At 63.2% G+C, this 14,450-nt stretch carries 10 protein-coding genes and 1 tRNA gene; 3 read left to right on the top strand and 8 right to left on the bottom strand.

The window, feature by feature from the left end; genetic code table 11:
• Positions 1-57 precede the first annotated feature (57 nt).
• Genes bamA through lysS form a run of 4 tightly spaced genes read right to left on the bottom strand, consistent with a single transcriptional unit; the run spans position 58 to position 6,220 of the window.
• Positions 58-2,751, bottom strand: a complete 2,694-nt coding sequence (gene bamA, locus G453_RS0114770) for an outer membrane protein assembly factor BamA (protein WP_027191675.1) — start codon at positions 2,749-2,751, stop codon at positions 58-60.
• Positions 2,723-3,406, bottom strand: a complete 684-nt coding sequence (locus G453_RS0114765) for an ABC transporter ATP-binding protein (protein ID WP_027191674.1) — start codon at positions 3,404-3,406, stop codon at positions 2,723-2,725. The genes bamA and G453_RS0114765 overlap by 29 nt, the downstream gene beginning before the upstream one ends.
• A complete protein-coding gene (locus G453_RS0114760) occupies positions 3,399-4,628 on the bottom strand; it encodes an ABC transporter permease (protein ID WP_027191673.1) in 1,230 nt (409 codons plus the stop codon). The genes G453_RS0114765 and G453_RS0114760 overlap by 8 nt, the downstream gene beginning before the upstream one ends.
• Positions 4,625-6,220, bottom strand: coding sequence for a lysine--tRNA ligase (gene lysS / locus G453_RS0114755; RefSeq protein WP_027191672.1), 1,596 nt, complete (start codon positions 6,218-6,220; stop codon positions 4,625-4,627). The genes G453_RS0114760 and lysS overlap by 4 nt, the downstream gene beginning before the upstream one ends.
• A 199-nt stretch (positions 6,221-6,419) precedes the next feature.
• On the opposite strand from lysS, the gene G453_RS0114750 reads away from it, so the two are divergent.
• From G453_RS0114750 to G453_RS0114740, 3 genes are all read left to right on the top strand, one after another.
• Positions 6,420-6,495 (top strand) — tRNA-Asn (locus G453_RS0114750).
• Between the two features lie 157 nt (positions 6,496-6,652).
• Entirely contained in the window at positions 6,653-9,517 is a 2,865-nt protein-coding gene (locus tag G453_RS26500) for a PAS domain S-box protein (RefSeq protein WP_051272469.1), read from the top strand.
• A gap of 81 nt (positions 9,518-9,598) precedes the next feature.
• Positions 9,599-10,027, top strand: a complete 429-nt coding sequence (locus tag G453_RS0114740) for a nucleoside 2-deoxyribosyltransferase (RefSeq protein WP_027191671.1) — start codon at positions 9,599-9,601, stop codon at positions 10,025-10,027.
• A gap of 27 nt (positions 10,028-10,054) precedes the next feature.
• Here the strand turns inward: G453_RS0114740 and G453_RS0114735 are convergent, their stop codons facing one another.
• The 4 genes from G453_RS0114735 to G453_RS26495 form a co-directional block, all read right to left on the bottom strand.
• Positions 10,055-10,729 (bottom strand): nitroreductase family protein, encoded by a 675-nt coding sequence (locus G453_RS0114735; RefSeq protein ID WP_027191670.1) that lies wholly within the window; start codon positions 10,727-10,729, stop codon positions 10,055-10,057.
• Positions 10,730-10,845: 116 nt separating this feature from the next.
• A complete protein-coding gene (locus tag G453_RS0114730) occupies positions 10,846-11,241 on the bottom strand; it encodes a type II toxin-antitoxin system HicB family antitoxin (protein WP_027191669.1) in 396 nt (131 codons plus the stop codon).
• Positions 11,242-11,315: 74 nt separating this feature from the next.
• Complete coding sequence (locus G453_RS27320; protein WP_084502386.1) at positions 11,316-11,516, bottom strand: type II toxin-antitoxin system HicA family toxin; 201 nt, start codon at positions 11,514-11,516, stop codon at positions 11,316-11,318.
• 297 nt (positions 11,517-11,813) lie between these two features.
• Positions 11,814-14,189: an ABC transporter substrate-binding protein gene (locus G453_RS26495; protein WP_169725343.1), complete on the bottom strand. Its 2,376-nt coding sequence runs from the start codon at positions 14,187-14,189 to the stop codon at positions 11,814-11,816.
• Between the last annotated feature and the right edge of the window lie 261 nt (positions 14,190-14,450).

Here is a 14,450-nt window from a genome sequence, read left to right as displayed (position 1 = left end):
CTTCCCGGTGGCACGGCGATGCTCACATACCCTTTTGCAGTGAAAGTCAAGCCCTAGTTAGAACGTATTGCCCATGGTGAAGCCGATCTGGAACTTCTGCTGGTTGTTCTGGATGTTGTCCAGAGCGTAGCCGCCTTCGACCCGGATCAGGCCCATGGGCGAGAACCAGCGGATGCCAGCGCCGACGGACTTCATGAACGAGATGTCGAAACCGTCGCGCATGCGCCAGATGGAGTTACCGGCATCGAAGAAGCCCAGGCCGTAGACGCCGTACTGCTTGCTGATGGGGAAGATGTACTCCAGGTTGGCGAAGTAGGTGGTGTCGCCGCCGATACGCTCGCCGGTGCGGTGGTCCTTGGGGGAGATCTTGTCGGTCTCGTAGCCGCGGACGTTGCCGATGCCGCCCAGGTAGAAGCGTTCGAAGACGGGGATGTCGCCGAAGCCGTTCTGGAAGAGGAAGCCGGTCTGGGCGCGGGCGTGGAAGACCGTATCCCAGAACAGGGGGTAGTAGTAGTTGAAGGCGTAGTAGGTCTTGACGTAGCCCCGGTCGCCGCCGAGACCGGCGTATTCGAGGGAAAGCTCGTTGATGGTGCCCTTGGTGGGCTTGGTGCGGCTGTCGGTGGTGTCGCGCGAGGCGCCCACGATGACCGCGCTGGTCCAGTGGATGCCCTTGGATTCCTGGATGACGTAGGAGGCCAGGGGGTTGGTGTGGTACACGTCGTCGCGGGTGAGGCGGTAGTCGAAGCGAAGGTTGGTGTATTCGCCCAGGGGGTAGGCGAAGCGGAGCATGCCGCCCTGCGACTGCTTGTAGTAGTCCGAGTAGGCCCGGAAGGTGCTGAAGGCGTCCACGCCAGCGGAGAGCTGCGAGTCGTAGACGGCGGGGTTGGTGAAGGAGAGCACGAAGCGGTTGGTGATGCCCGAGAACATGCCCTGAAACTGCGCGCCGTAGCCCTTGCCGAAGAGGTTGCGCTCTTCGACGGAGCCGCCCACGAACACGGAGTCGTAGGTGGAGTAGCCGACGCCGGCGGAGATGGAGCCGGTGTTCTTGTCCTTGACCTTGACGCGGATGTCGACCTCGGCGGGGTTCTCGGTGGGGACGGTCTCCACGTCGACCTTCTCGAAGTAGTCCAGCTTGTTCAGGCGCTCGTTGGAGCGTTTGAGCTTGGTGCCGGAGAACAGGTCGCCGTCGGAGAGGCGCAGCTCGCGGCGGATGACGTTCTCGCGGGTGCGGTCGTTGCCTTCCACGGTGACGCGGCGGACGTAGACCTTCTGGCCCTTGCTCAGGATGTAGGTGACGTCGACGATCTTTTCGTCGCCGCGCTTCTGCATGTCGATGTCGGTCTCGGCGAACGCGTAGCCCATGTCGGAGTAGGCTTCGTTCAGCTTGGTCATGTCGTCGCGGACCATGGAGCGGTCGAAGTAGTCTTTCTTCTTGGAGGCGGCGTCCAGCTTGGAGAGCTCGCGCAGCTTGGCCTCGTCAAGCAGCAGATCGCCCTTGAAGCCCACGTTGCCCAGCTTGTAGCGGTCGCCTTCCTCCACCTGGATGGTGATGGTGATGCCGTCGTCGGCGATGTCCACCTGGGGCTGGCCCACGCGGGCGTCGATGAAGCCCCGGTTGGTGTAGTAGTTCTCGATGGCGGCGGAGTCGCGGTCGAGCAGCTCTTCCTTGAGGACGCCGGTCTGGAGCATCCAGGAGAGGAAGTTCTTCTCCTTGAGGCCCATCTGGTCTTTCAGATCGGAGGTGTCGACCTGCTTGACGCCCTGGAAGACGATCTTCTTGATGTAGAGCTTCTTGGCTTCCTTGATCACGATGTTCAGCCTGGCCAGACGCGGGTCGGTCTGCTCCAGCTTGTAGTCCACGGTGGTCTGGTAGTAGCCTTTCTTGCGGTAGAGCTCGCGGATTTTTTCCAGGTCGTCGGCCAGCACCTGCATGTTGAGCACCGAGCCTGCCTTGGTGCCCATGGCCTCCTGGATGTCGCTCTTCTTGATTTCGTCGTTGCCCACCACGCTGATGGCTTGGATGCGCGGCTTTTCCTTGACCACGAACACCACGCGCTTTCCGCCGCGCATGTCGTCCACGCGGATCTGCACGTCGTCGAAGTAGCCGAGTTCAACGAGTCGTTTCAGGTCCTCGTTGACGGTTTTGGAGTCGAAGGGGTCGCCCACCTGGGTCTTGACCTTGAGGAGCACCACGTCCTTTTCCAGGGCGTTGTTGCCTTCCACGTCAAGCTCCACGACCTTCATGCCGGAAGCGGAGGGGGCGACGTCGGGCTTGATCTTCTGGGCCAGCTCATCCACGGCGGAGGGCAGGGCCATGACGCCGGGACGGGTGACGACGATCGCTGCCGGTTCGTCGGAGCCGGAGGCGCTGACGGTCTTGGCGTCGATGGAGATGGCTTCGCCCACCTGGCTCACCGTGCCGAACACGGCCAGCGCCGCTCCGGCCTGCCGGGCGGCCTGCCGGGCTTCGGAAGCGGAAGTCACTTCCTTTTTGCCCTTCAAAGCTGAAGCGGCCGCGGCGGAATCCACCACGGCCACGCCCTGCTGTTTCAGGCGTTCGACCAAGAGCTGGCTGACGCTTTTGCGTAACGTTTCCTTGTCGCCGGGGGCGTTGACCGCGAAGGGCAACACCAGCACCTTGCCTGCGCCGGCCTGGGCGAAGGCCTGCCCGGTGAGGCACAGGAGCAGGGTGGCGAGAAAGGCGAGGGTCAGACCGGTACGCTTAGGGCCGCGCAGAGAGTTCTCCACCATGCAGTTCCATCCGTCGGCCCATGAGTCGGGCCAGGTTTTGGTTGTGGGTGACCACCACCAGAGTCATGCCAAGATCACCGTTGAGCGAGGCCAGCATTTCGCCGACACGCTCTCCGGTTGCTTCGTCGAGATTGCCTGTGGGTTCGTCCGCAAGCAGGACCTTCGGGTCCAGCAACACGGCACGGGCTATGGCGGCGCGCTGACGCTCCCCGCCGGACAGCGTTGTTACCCTGTGAAGCAACCTTTGTTCAAGCCCTAAAAGCACCAATGCGCGCCGGGCTTTCTCCAGTGCCTCGTCTTTGTCGATGCCTGCGATAAAGGCCGGCATCGCCACGTTTTCCAGGGTCGTGAATTCCGCCAGCAGATGGTGGAACTGGAACACGAACCCTATGTCGCGGTTGCGCAGCTGGGCCGCTTCGGCGGGGCGCAGCCTGGAGATGTCCTTGCCGTCGAACTCCACCGTGCCCCGGGTGGGCGTGTCGAGCGCCCCCAGCATGTGCAGCAGCGTGGACTTTCCTGAGCCGGAAGCGCCCAGGATCGCAAGGGATTCACCGGGGAGGATGTCCAGGTCGATGGAGCCCAGGATGCGCACGGGCTCTTCGGGACCGGCGTAGTCCTTGCCCAGGCCGCGAAGCGAGTACAGCGGCCTAGTCATGGCGCAGGGCCTCCACAGGTTTAAGAGAGGCGGCCTTGCTCGCCGGATACAGGGTCGAGAGAAAACAGAGCACGAAGGCCGTGGCCGCGATGATGGCCATGTCCGACCACACCAGCGCCACCGGCAGGGTGTCCATGGGGTAGACGCCCGGCGGCAGCTTGATGAACTGGAATTCTTTCAGCAGGAGCGCCACGGACACGCCGAGCGTGAGGCCCATGAGCGTTCCCACCGCGCCGATGATGCTGCCCTGGAGCAGGAAGATGCGCCGGATGGCGTCCGCCGTGGCGCCCATTGACATGAGTATCGCGATGTCGCGCGTTTTCTCCATCACCAGGAGCACAAGCGAGGTGATGATGGAGAACGACCCCACCAGCACGATCATCATGAGCACCACGAAGAGCCCCAGCTGTTCGAGTTTCAGCGCGGCGAAGATGTTGCCGTTCATGTCGATCCAGGTGCGGGCGTAGTAGGGCATGCCGCCCAGGGCCTTGACGATCTCGTTGGAGATTTCCGGGGCCTTGTCTGGGTCCTTCAGGCGCACGTCCAGGTACAGGACGGCGTCGGACTTGAAGCCGAGCATCTCCTGCGCCGCCGCCAGGGAGATGAAGGCCGAGGAGGAGTCGTACTCGAACATGTGGGTCTTGAAGATGCCTGCCACCTGGAAGATCTTCACCTTGGGGGTGAAGCCCACGGCCGAGCCGCGAAGCGACGGGGTGAGCACGTTCACCGTGGAGCCCACGGCCACGCCCAGGCGCGAGGCCAGCTCGGAGCCCAGGAGGATCGGCGGGACTTCGGACGCCCTGGACAGGGCTTGGTCGTCGCCCTCCACCATGTCCTTGTGCAGCGTCAGGACGTTTCGGGCGCTCGCCGGGTCGATGCCGCGCAGGATCACGCCCTTGGGCGCTCCCGCCTTGGAGAGCATCACCTCGGAGTACACCACCGGGGTGACGGCGGTGACGCCCTCGACATTGGCGACCTTCTCCATCTGGGCCGGATAGTTGCGCAGCGGAGCCCCGGCCACGCCGGTGATGACGTGGGAGGACAGGCCCAGGAGCTTGTCGCGAAACTCCGTGGAGAACCCGGTCATCACGGCCATGGTCACGATGAGCGCCGCCACTCCAAGGCCCACGCCCAATACGGACATGAGCGAGATCACCGAGATGAAGGAGTGCTCCCTCTTGGTGAGCAGATACCGGAGGGCGATGAACAGCTCGAATTTCATTCGGTCGCGACGCTCTCAGGTTTCAGCAGGGGGAACAGGATGACCTCGCGGATGGAGGCCGAGTCGGTCAGCAGCATGACCAGACGGTCGATGCCGATGCCCTGGCCTGCCGCCGGCGGCATGCCGTACTCCAGGGCGCGGACGTAGTCCTCGTCCATGTAATGGGCCTCGTCGTCGCCTGCGTCCTTTTCGGCCACCTGCTCCTCGAAGCGCAGGCGCTGGTCCACGGGGTCGTTCAGCTCCGAGAAGGCGTTGCCCATTTCGCGCCCGCAGATGAAGAGCTCGAAGCGGTCGGTCACGTCGGGGTTGGCCTCGTTGCGCCGGGACAGGGGCGAGATGTCCGTGGGGTAGCCGTAGATGAAGTGCGGCTGAATGAGCTTGGGCTCCACGAACAGGTCGAAGAGCTTGGCCTGGAGCTTGCCGAGCTTCTCGCCCTTGAGGACCTTCTCGCCGTGCTTGAGCACGTGGGCCTTGCAGGCTTCGTAGTCGGTGTAGATACCCGGGGACACGCCGCCGATTTTCTCCAGGGACTCGTGGAACTGCACGCGCTGCCAGGTGCCGGCGGTAAGGTCGATGTCCTGGCCCTGGTAGGTGATCTTTGTGGTTCCGCACACGTCCTGGGCCAGGGTGGCGTACATCTGTTCGGTCAGGTCCATGAGGTCGTCGAACCGGGCGTAGGCCCAGTAGAACTCGCACATGGTGAATTCCGGGTTGTGCCGGGTGGAGATGCCCTCGTTGCGGAAGTTGCGGCCTATCTCGTAGACCTTCTCGAAGCCGCCCACCAGGAGGCGCTTCAGGTACAGCTCCGGCGCGATGCGCATGTAGAGCTGGAGGTCCAGGGCGTTGTGGTGCGTCAGGAAGGGTTTGGCCGATGCGCCGCCGGGTATGGCCTGCATCATGGGCGTCTCCACCTCGACGAAGCCGCGCTCGTCCAGGAAGCGGCGCAGGCCGGAGACGATCCGGGTGCGTATCTTGAAAATCTCGGCGGTGCGCGGGGTGACGATCAGGTCCACGTAGCGCTGGCGGTAGCGGATCTCCATGTCCTTCAGGCCGTGGTACTTCTCCGGCAGGGGGCGCATGGACTTGGTGAGCAGGCGCACGGTGGAACTTGAAAGCGTCAGCTCGCCGGTCTTGGTGCGAAACAGCTTCCCGGTCACGCCGACCACGTCGCCGATGTCCAGCTTCTTGAAAAGGCCGTAGGCCGCCTCACCCATGTCTTCGCGGGCGGCGTAGCACTGGAGCCGGGCGGAGGCGTCCTGGATGTGGAAGAACGCCACCTTGCCGAAGGAGCGCATGGCCACGATCCGGCCTGCCACGGAGAAGACCCGGTCCAGGGCCTGGAGGGCTTCCTCGTCCAGGGCGTCGTGGTCCGTGAGGGTGTGCCCGAGGTCGTCGGTTTTGACGAAGTCGTTGGGATAGAGCGGGATTTCCGCGTCGAGGTACTGGCAGGCTTTGGCCACCCGGTTCTTGATGACCTCGTTGAGTTCATCGCGGTTGGCCAGGGCGTCGAGCAGGGGATGGAACCGCTCGACCTTATCCGATTTAACGGGCAGCTTGTACTCGCGCCGGCGAGGCTTGTCTTGGGATGCCAAAGGAACTCTCCGTGGTCGAAAAGAGGGACGAAAGGAATCGGCATGCCCTAAGTCAAAACCCTGGGAGCGTCAAGAAACGGAAAAATTTTGAAAAAAAATGGTTGACGCGAGGGGCCTGTTTTCATAAACCGTCTTTCCGCGACGCGAGGCGCCACAGCGCAACGTCAAGCGGGCACGGGAAACCGTGTCGGCCTTCTGTTCCCCGGTAGCTCAATCGGCAGAGCGTCTGACTGTTAATCAGAATGTTGGGTGTTCGAGTCACCCCCGGGGAGCCACGAGAATTCAAGGGTTCCAGACGTAACGTCTGGAACCCTTTTTCGGTTTGGGCTGTTGCAGGAGCCGTGTGCTCTGGGGTATTGAGACGATAGAGTCGCATGCCCCCCCTCATACAGGCTGGTCAGGCGCGCAGGCGCACAGGGAAGGCGATTTCTCATGGAAACGACGTCCCGCGAGGAGTTGGAAGCCGCGCTTGCGGCAGCCAGGGTTCGTATTGCCGAACTGGAGCTGGCCCTGGCCCGTGGCCCGCAAGCCGAATCCAGCCGTCCCCATGGCTTGGTCCCGGACCTGGGTCTGGATGCGCGCGAATCGCGCGTCATGCTCAATCAGGTGCTGGACGCCCTGCCGGTCAGGGTATTCTGGAAGGACGCCGACCTGAACTACCTGGGCTGCAACAAGCCATTCGCGGCCGACGCGGGGTTCGACTCCCCCGACGCCCTCATCGGCAAAAACGACTTCGAGATGGCCTGGACCGAACAAGCCGACGCCTACCGGGCCGACGACCGCGCAGTGCTGGCCAGCGGCATGGGCAAGCTCGGCTACGAAGAACCCCAGACCACTCCCGATGGAAATCAGATATGGCTGCGGACCACCAAGGTCCCCCTGTACGATGCCGACGGCGCAATACGGGGGGTACTCGGCGCGTACGAAGACATCACCCGCAGAAAGCGCATCGAACAGGCGCTTCGTGAAAGCGAGGAAAAGCACCGGGCCATCGTCACTGCCTTCTACGGCATGATCTACATCTGCTCCGCCGATTTCCGCATCACCTTCATGAATCAGGCGCTGATAGCGCTCCTGGGACGCGACGCAACCGGAGAAAACTGCCACAAGGCGCTGCATGGTCGGGATTCTGCCTGTCCCTGGTGTGTGAACGACCGGGTCATGAAGGGCGAAACCGTCCGCTGGGAGATGTTCAACGAGCAGTTCGGGCGTTGGTATTACAACGCCAACACCCCCATCTACCACGCCGACGGCACCACCTCCAAGCTGGCCCTGATCATAGACATCACCGAGCGCAAAATGGCGGAGCAGGCGCTCAAGGACAGCGAGGCCCGCTACCGTCGCCTGCTGGGTTCTGTGACCAGCTACATCTACACGGTCACGCTCGACGCGGGGGAGGCCGTCCGCACGATCCATGGCTCCGGGTGCGAGGCGGTAACCGGCTACACCGCCGAGGAATACGACGCGGACCCCTATCTCTGGCACAAGATGATCCACCCCGAAGACCGGGCGGCGGTCATGGACTGCTCCCTGCGGGCGCTCTCCGACGAGGGGGGGGCCGAGTTCGAGCACCGCATATTCCACAAGGACGGCAGCGTCCGCTGGATATCCACCACCCTCGTCCCCAGGCGGGACGCCTCTGGCAGCGTGGCCGCCTACGACGGCCTGATCGTGGACATCACGGAGCGCAAACGCATAAGGGACGAACTCCAGCGGGCCAAGGACGCCGCCGAGGCGGCCAGCAAGGCCAAGAGCGAGTTCATGGCCAACATGAGCCACGAGATCAGGACCCCCATGAACGCCATCCTGGGCCTGACCAAGCTGGTGCTGCGCCGTGACCTCTCCGACGAGCAGCGCGAGTTCCTCGAAGGCGTCATGGACGCAGGAGCCTCGCTCATGCAGATCATAAACGACGTGCTGGATTTTTCCAAAATCGAGGCAGGGCGGCTCGACCTGGAATCCGACCGTTTCGCGCTGCGTCCCCTGCTGGACAAGATCATGAAGAGCTTCGCCCATCAGGCCCAGAACAAAGGCGTGGCCTTGAAGCTCCACGTTGACGCGATAGTGCCGGACACGCTCCAGGGCGATCCCGGGCGCCTGCGCCAGGTTCTCGTGAACCTGGTGGGCAACGCCCTGAAGTTCACCCGGAAGGGGGTGGTGGAGCTGTCGGTCTGGCCGCAGCCGCCCGTCCAGGCCGAAGAGGGGGGCGAGGCCCGCGTGCAAATGACCCGCCTGCTGTTCATGGTGCGCGATACAGGCATAGGCATCGCCAAGGACAAGCTGGAGACCATCTTCGAGAGCTTCACCCAGGCGGATTCCTCCACCACCAAGCTTTTTGGCGGCACCGGGCTCGGGCTGGCCATCTCAAAGAAGCTCATCGGCATGATGCGCGGCGACATATGGGTGGAGAGCGAGCCGGACAAGGGCGCGACGTTCAAGTTCACGGCGGTGTTCGCGCTCCAGCCCTCGGGGGGCGATGCGTGCGGCACGGCCGCAGGGGCCGTTTCATCCGGAGCCGCCGGAATCGGGGGGAACATGCCTCTACGGATACTCGTGGCAGAGGACGACCGGATGAATCAGATGTTCGCCGAGACCTTCCTGAAGGATGCCGGGCATACTGTGGCCATCGCCGCCAACGGGAAGCAGGCCGTGGAGATGCTGGGCGCCGGGCGCTACGACCTGATCCTCATGGACATCTCCATGCCGGTGATGGACGGGCTGGAAGCCACCAGGATCATCAGGTCCTCCCGGTCGGGCGCGTTCGACCCGGACATCCCCATCGTGGCCATGACCGCCCACGCCCTGAAGGGCGACCGGGAGCGGTTCCTGGCTGCAGGTGCGAATGGCTACGTCGCCAAGCCGGTGGAGCTGGATGAACTGATTCGGGCAGTGGAACTGGCCATGAGCGGGGGAGCCCTGCCCCCCGACGCAGCGTGCGGGCCGCAACAAGCCGATACGGGATTGCCGGACCTGGACAGGGCGTGGGCAGCATCCCAGTTTGCGTCCAAGCCTGAGCTTCATGGCAATCTGGTGGAGGTCTTCAAGAGGGAACTGCCCCGGCGGGTTGCTGAAATACGGCAAGCCCTGATCGACAGGAACCATACACAGCTTGTGGAATCCGCCCACGCCCTCAAGGGGGCCTCCGGAGTGATCGGGGCGGCGGCGGTCCGGCAGTGCGCGCTGGACATCGAACAGGCGGGGAGGAGCATGAACCCCGCGCTGGCCGGGGAGTTCTTCCAGGGGCTGGAAGCCGCTTCGGCAAGGGTGATGGAACTGCTCCGGAAGGAATTTCCGTGACAGCCCGCCTGTCAGGGGCCTAGCGCCCAATCAGGCCAAAGGCCTCTTGTCTGGACGGCCTCTCCCTGGCAAAGGACCGTCATGCCTACCATCTATCTAGCCGGACCACTTTTTTCGCAAGCCGATCGGCAGTGGCACCGCGCCACGAAAGCCCGCATCGAGGTCGAGACCGGCCATACGGTCATCTGGCCCTTCGAGTTGTTCGACCAGGACGAGATCGCCAAATGGGGAGCGGACGCCCCGCGCGTCATCATGACAGACTGCCGGGACGCCCTGGCCGCCTGCGGCCTGGTGGTGGCCCTGCTCGACGGTCCCCAGGTGGACGACGGCACCGCCTGGGAGATCGGCTACGCCCACGCCAGGGGCATCCCCGTCGTCGGCGTCAGGACCGACTTCCGCCGGGCCGGAGACGTTCCGGGCGCGTGCGTCAACGCCATGATCCACGCCAGCTGCGAGGCCATCGTGCGCAGCGTGGACGAACTGGTGGATCTCCTGAAGGAAAGGCCCTGATTTCCCCTCCGGCACGCTCCCCGGCGTTTATCCCGCCGGGTACCCCACCGTCTGCGCCAGCGTGACCATCTGGTCCGCGCCGAGGTTCATTTCCCTGGCCAGGGCGGACTTGTCCGCGTTGGCCCGGACCACCGTAACCAGCCCCAGCGAGGCGCAGGCCAGGTAGACGTTCTGGAAGATGGACCCGGAGTCGCACCCTGCGACGAACATCCGTTCTTCAGGCGAGGCCTCGCTCATCTGCGCGAAATCGACCACATAAATGAGGTTCAGGGGAGCCGTGGCCACGAAGTCCTGCTTGCCGGTCAGCGCGCGCAGGTCCTTGCCAGAGACCGGGGCCAGGGCGTGGCGCTTGGCGTCGTAGCGGAACAGACCGGTCGGCATGGCCACATAGACGGCCATCTCCTGGCGGTTCTTCCAGGAGGGTGCGGTGCGCTTGTTCGAGCCATCGGTACGGTTGATGCCGAAGGCCGCCCACAGCAGGTCGGACAGGACCTGCGGCTCAAGGGCTTTGGGGGCGAAACGCCTGGTGGAGCGCCGCTCCATGAGGGCGTCCATGAGGGGCTTGCCGCCGGTGGTCCGGGGCGGGGGGAGAGGCATGTCCTGCGCCTGGGCCGAGGCCACGCCGGGGGGTGCCACGCTCGCGGCCAATACGGCGCTGGCGGCCAGGACGGCTCCTGTCTCGATGAATTCGCGGCGATTCATGGAATCCTCCTTGATTCAGGCGGAAGTGGAGTGTTCGCGCCTTACGCGGCGGGTTCGCGCGGCAGCAGGATGGAGAAGGTGGTCCCCTGGCCGGGTGCTGAACAAAAGCCGTCCCATCAACCGTGCATCACCGACCTTGCCGCTTGCACCAGGAACGTGCTGCGGGCCATCCCATGGGCCTTGGCGTAACGGTCGATGGAGACCAGATCGTCTTCCGGGATGGTGATGCTCACCTTCACCGCGCGGCGTGGGGCGACAGGCACATCCACCACAATGTAGGCCACCGCCCCGGCGGCGAACTCATGGCCTTGCACGGCGTCCAGGCTCGACGGCGCCGGGACGTTTTCCCCATTTTCAGCCAGCAGGGCGACATGCCCTGCCAGGGCCTCTTTGGCCATTGAAGCAGCTTCGTTCATGTCGCTTCCTGCGGTGATGCAACCAGGGAAGTCGGGAAAACTCACCCCGAAGTCGCTGTCAGCTTCCTTATGGATAATTCCGATATATGCGCTCATATCTTCTCCTCGCGATGCGTCCGCGAAAGCAGTTGATGCGAGCCAGGATGTAACACCTGGGCACGATACTGTTTTCAAAATCGCGACCCGCGCAGATTTACCCCCGACTGTTTTTCAACGCTTCTGATCGTGCCCAGGGGCAGGTCCTTTTTCGGGTGGGGCACAGTGACGATCCCCGGGCGGGTGCCGTGCTTGAAGTGCCAATGGCTCCCGGTGGTGCGCACATGCTTCCAACCCTCGGCTTCAAGTGCCTGGATCACGTCCCTGCTATTCATAGAAGAAAAATATATCCATACTTATCCACACCGTCAAGGTGGACGCGTTCCGTTGGCAGCGAGTCGCATGATAGCGATGGTGAGCGTGTTTCTAATGCAAGGGAGGACGTATCTCAGGAAGTATGCCTCTTCTGGAAAGCATCCGGGGAGTGGCGAGAATCAGAGAAGCCGATGGCCGCGTGGCTCAACCGCGCCCTAGTGACGCGGCTTTGAAATACATGAGCATGTTTATAAAAAGTCAATAGTTCTCTTGGTTTGTGCTTGTAAATTGTATGAACGTTATTTGAGGACGCCACACTAGGCGGCGGGTTCGCGCGGCAGCAGGATGGAGAAGGTGGTCCCCTGGCCGGGGGCTGAATCCACCAGCAGTTGTCCGCCGTGGTGTTCGCTGACGATGCTGTAGGACACGAACATGCCAAGTCCCGTGCCTTCGCCCGTGCCCTTGGTGGTAAAGAACGGCTCGAAGATGCGCTTGCGCACGGCTTCGTCCATGCCGGGGCCGTTGTCCTCCAGGTCCAGTCGCATGAAATCGCCTTCCGGCCGTATCCGTATGGACAGCCTGGGCGCGGCGGCCTGCGTGTTTGCGGACATGGCCTGCACGGCGTTCTTGAGGATGTTCAGGATGACCTGTCCGATCTTGGTGCGCGAGCAGGGCACCGGGAAGGATTGCGGGGAATAGTCCTTCCTGATGTCGATCTTTTTGAAATCATAGCGCTTGGCGAGGTCGTAGTCGCTGGAGACGATGCCCAGGACGTTCTCGGTGATGGCCGCGAGGTCGCATGGCTCTTTCCCTGATTCGCTCTTGCGGCTGAACTCCAGCATGTTCTTGACGATGGCCGCAGCCCGCTGCCCGGCCTCCCGGATGTCGCTTACCGCGTCCAGGATGCCCCTTTGGCGCATGTAGGCCGTCATGGCGTCGCGATCCAGGCCCAGCTCTTCGGCGGCCTGCCGGTTGGCGTCCAGGCTTTCGAAGAGGCGGCGATGCAGGTTCTGGGCGGACTGCATGACGATGCCCAGCGGATTGTTGATCTCGTGGGCCATTCCGGCGGCCAGCCCGCCAAGCGACATCATCTTTTCGGCCTGGACCACCATGTCCTGCATGCGCTTGAATTCCGTGATGTCGCGGACCACGCCGAGGATGAAGGCCCTGCCGGAGCTGTCGGTGTAGGGGGTTTTCCTGGTCAGGAAGTTGCGCATAGCTCCGGTGCTGTCGGGCAGGCATTCCTCGAAGAGGTCTTCGCGCCCGCTGTCCCTGACGGCCTCGTCCTTCACCCTGATGGCTAGGGCGTGTTCCTGCGGGAAGATATCGAAGTCCGTGAGCCCGACGACGTCCTGGGGTTTCCTGCCGAACAACAGCGCGGTCGAGTCGTTGGTCAGCACGTAGCGGTGCTCCGCGTCCTTCACGAAAATGGGGTCGGAGGTGCTGTTGATGACGTTCTGGAAAAAATCGCGGGACTGTTCCAGTTCCCGGGTGCGCTCGGCGACCATGCGGCTCAGGCGCTTGTTGAAGACCAGCAGGACCACGCCGCCCGCGGCCGCGAGCACCGCCATCGCGCCGGTGGCCGCCAGGAAGATGTTCACGGTAAGCCGGTCGCGCTCCTCCCTGGCCTGCTTGAATTCGGGATACAGAAGCCCCTCCATGTTGAAATCGGCGGGGAGCATGCCCAGGCGTTCGTAGGTCTGCGCGATGTGTTTCCAGCGCGACGGGTTCATGTGCCCGATCTCCACCATGTCGGGAAGAATCAGCTTGCGCATGGCCTCGGCCTCGAACAGCAGTTCCTGGCGGGATTTCGAGGTGGGATAGCGCGCCAGGATCAGGTTCGCGATCTCCTCGGGGTTGGCCATGGCATAGCGCCAGCCGTCGTTCACGGCGCGCAGGAAGGCTTCGACCCTGCGCGGATGCTCGGTTATTTCGGCCTCGGACGTGGTCAGGCAATCCCCGTAGAAGTCAACTGCATACTGGTTGGGGAAGATGACGCCTGGAGCGACCCCGCGCTGTTCCATGAGGAACGGTTCGTTGGTGAGGTAGGCGGACATGGCGTCCACTGTGCCGTTCACTAGGGCGTCGATGCTCCAGGTATGGGGGAGCACGGTGTAGTCCTTGGGGAAGACGCCCTCGTTGGCCAGCATGGCGTGGCATTCGGGGTCTGTGGGGTCGGTGAACATGATGCGCTTGCCCATCAGGGATTGCGGCGTGGTGAGGCCGCTGTCGCGCCGGGTCATGACGATGTTGGGGGAGTGCTGGAATATGGCCGCCAGAGCCACCACTTTCCGGCCTTTCTGGCGCTGGAGGAGTATGGCCGTGGAATCCACCGCGTACTCGGCCTGTCCGGTGAACAGGCGCTCGGAGGGCGTGAAGCCGGGAACGCCTTCGAGCAGCTCGACGCGCAGGCCCTCCCTGGCAAAGAAACCCTTTTCGATGGCGGCGTAATACCCGGCGAACTGGAACTGATGCTTCCACTTCAGTTGCAGTCGGATCAGAGACGTCTGGCCGTGGGAGGAGCTTTGAGAATTGGAAGCCTGCGCCGGGTGCAGGCAGAGCAGACAGGACAAGGCCAGCAGGAACGTGAACGAACCGGCGCGCGCCAGACGCCGCAGGGCCGGAGCGATCCCCTGAACAGGCCGGGAGTGTCGCGATGGAGGTTGTCCCCGGAACTTGTGAGAGCGTCTCATGGAGGTGTGCATTCACTGCCGGAGGCAATCGCCCTGATGTTCTGAAAGCATATGCATGCTATCAGCGTTGCATGTCGTGTTTGTCAAGAAATGGCTCAGGCAAGGCGTTGTGGATGCCTAGCCGTCAGCATCGGCGCGGACGGGCGCGGAAATCACTCCGGGAAACAGAATCAGCTGGGGATGCGAAAGCCGCACAGCCGGGCCGATGCGGCCGATTAGGGACAATCCGGCTGTCCGGCTGCCTGGAGCAGGGCTTTCTCA

It is taken from the genome of Fundidesulfovibrio putealis DSM 16056 (genome assembly GCF_000429325.1).
GTDB classification, from domain to species: Bacteria; Desulfobacterota; Desulfovibrionia; order Desulfovibrionales; family Desulfovibrionaceae; genus Fundidesulfovibrio; species Fundidesulfovibrio putealis.
This window is presented reverse-complemented; position numbering and strand designations above follow the sequence as displayed.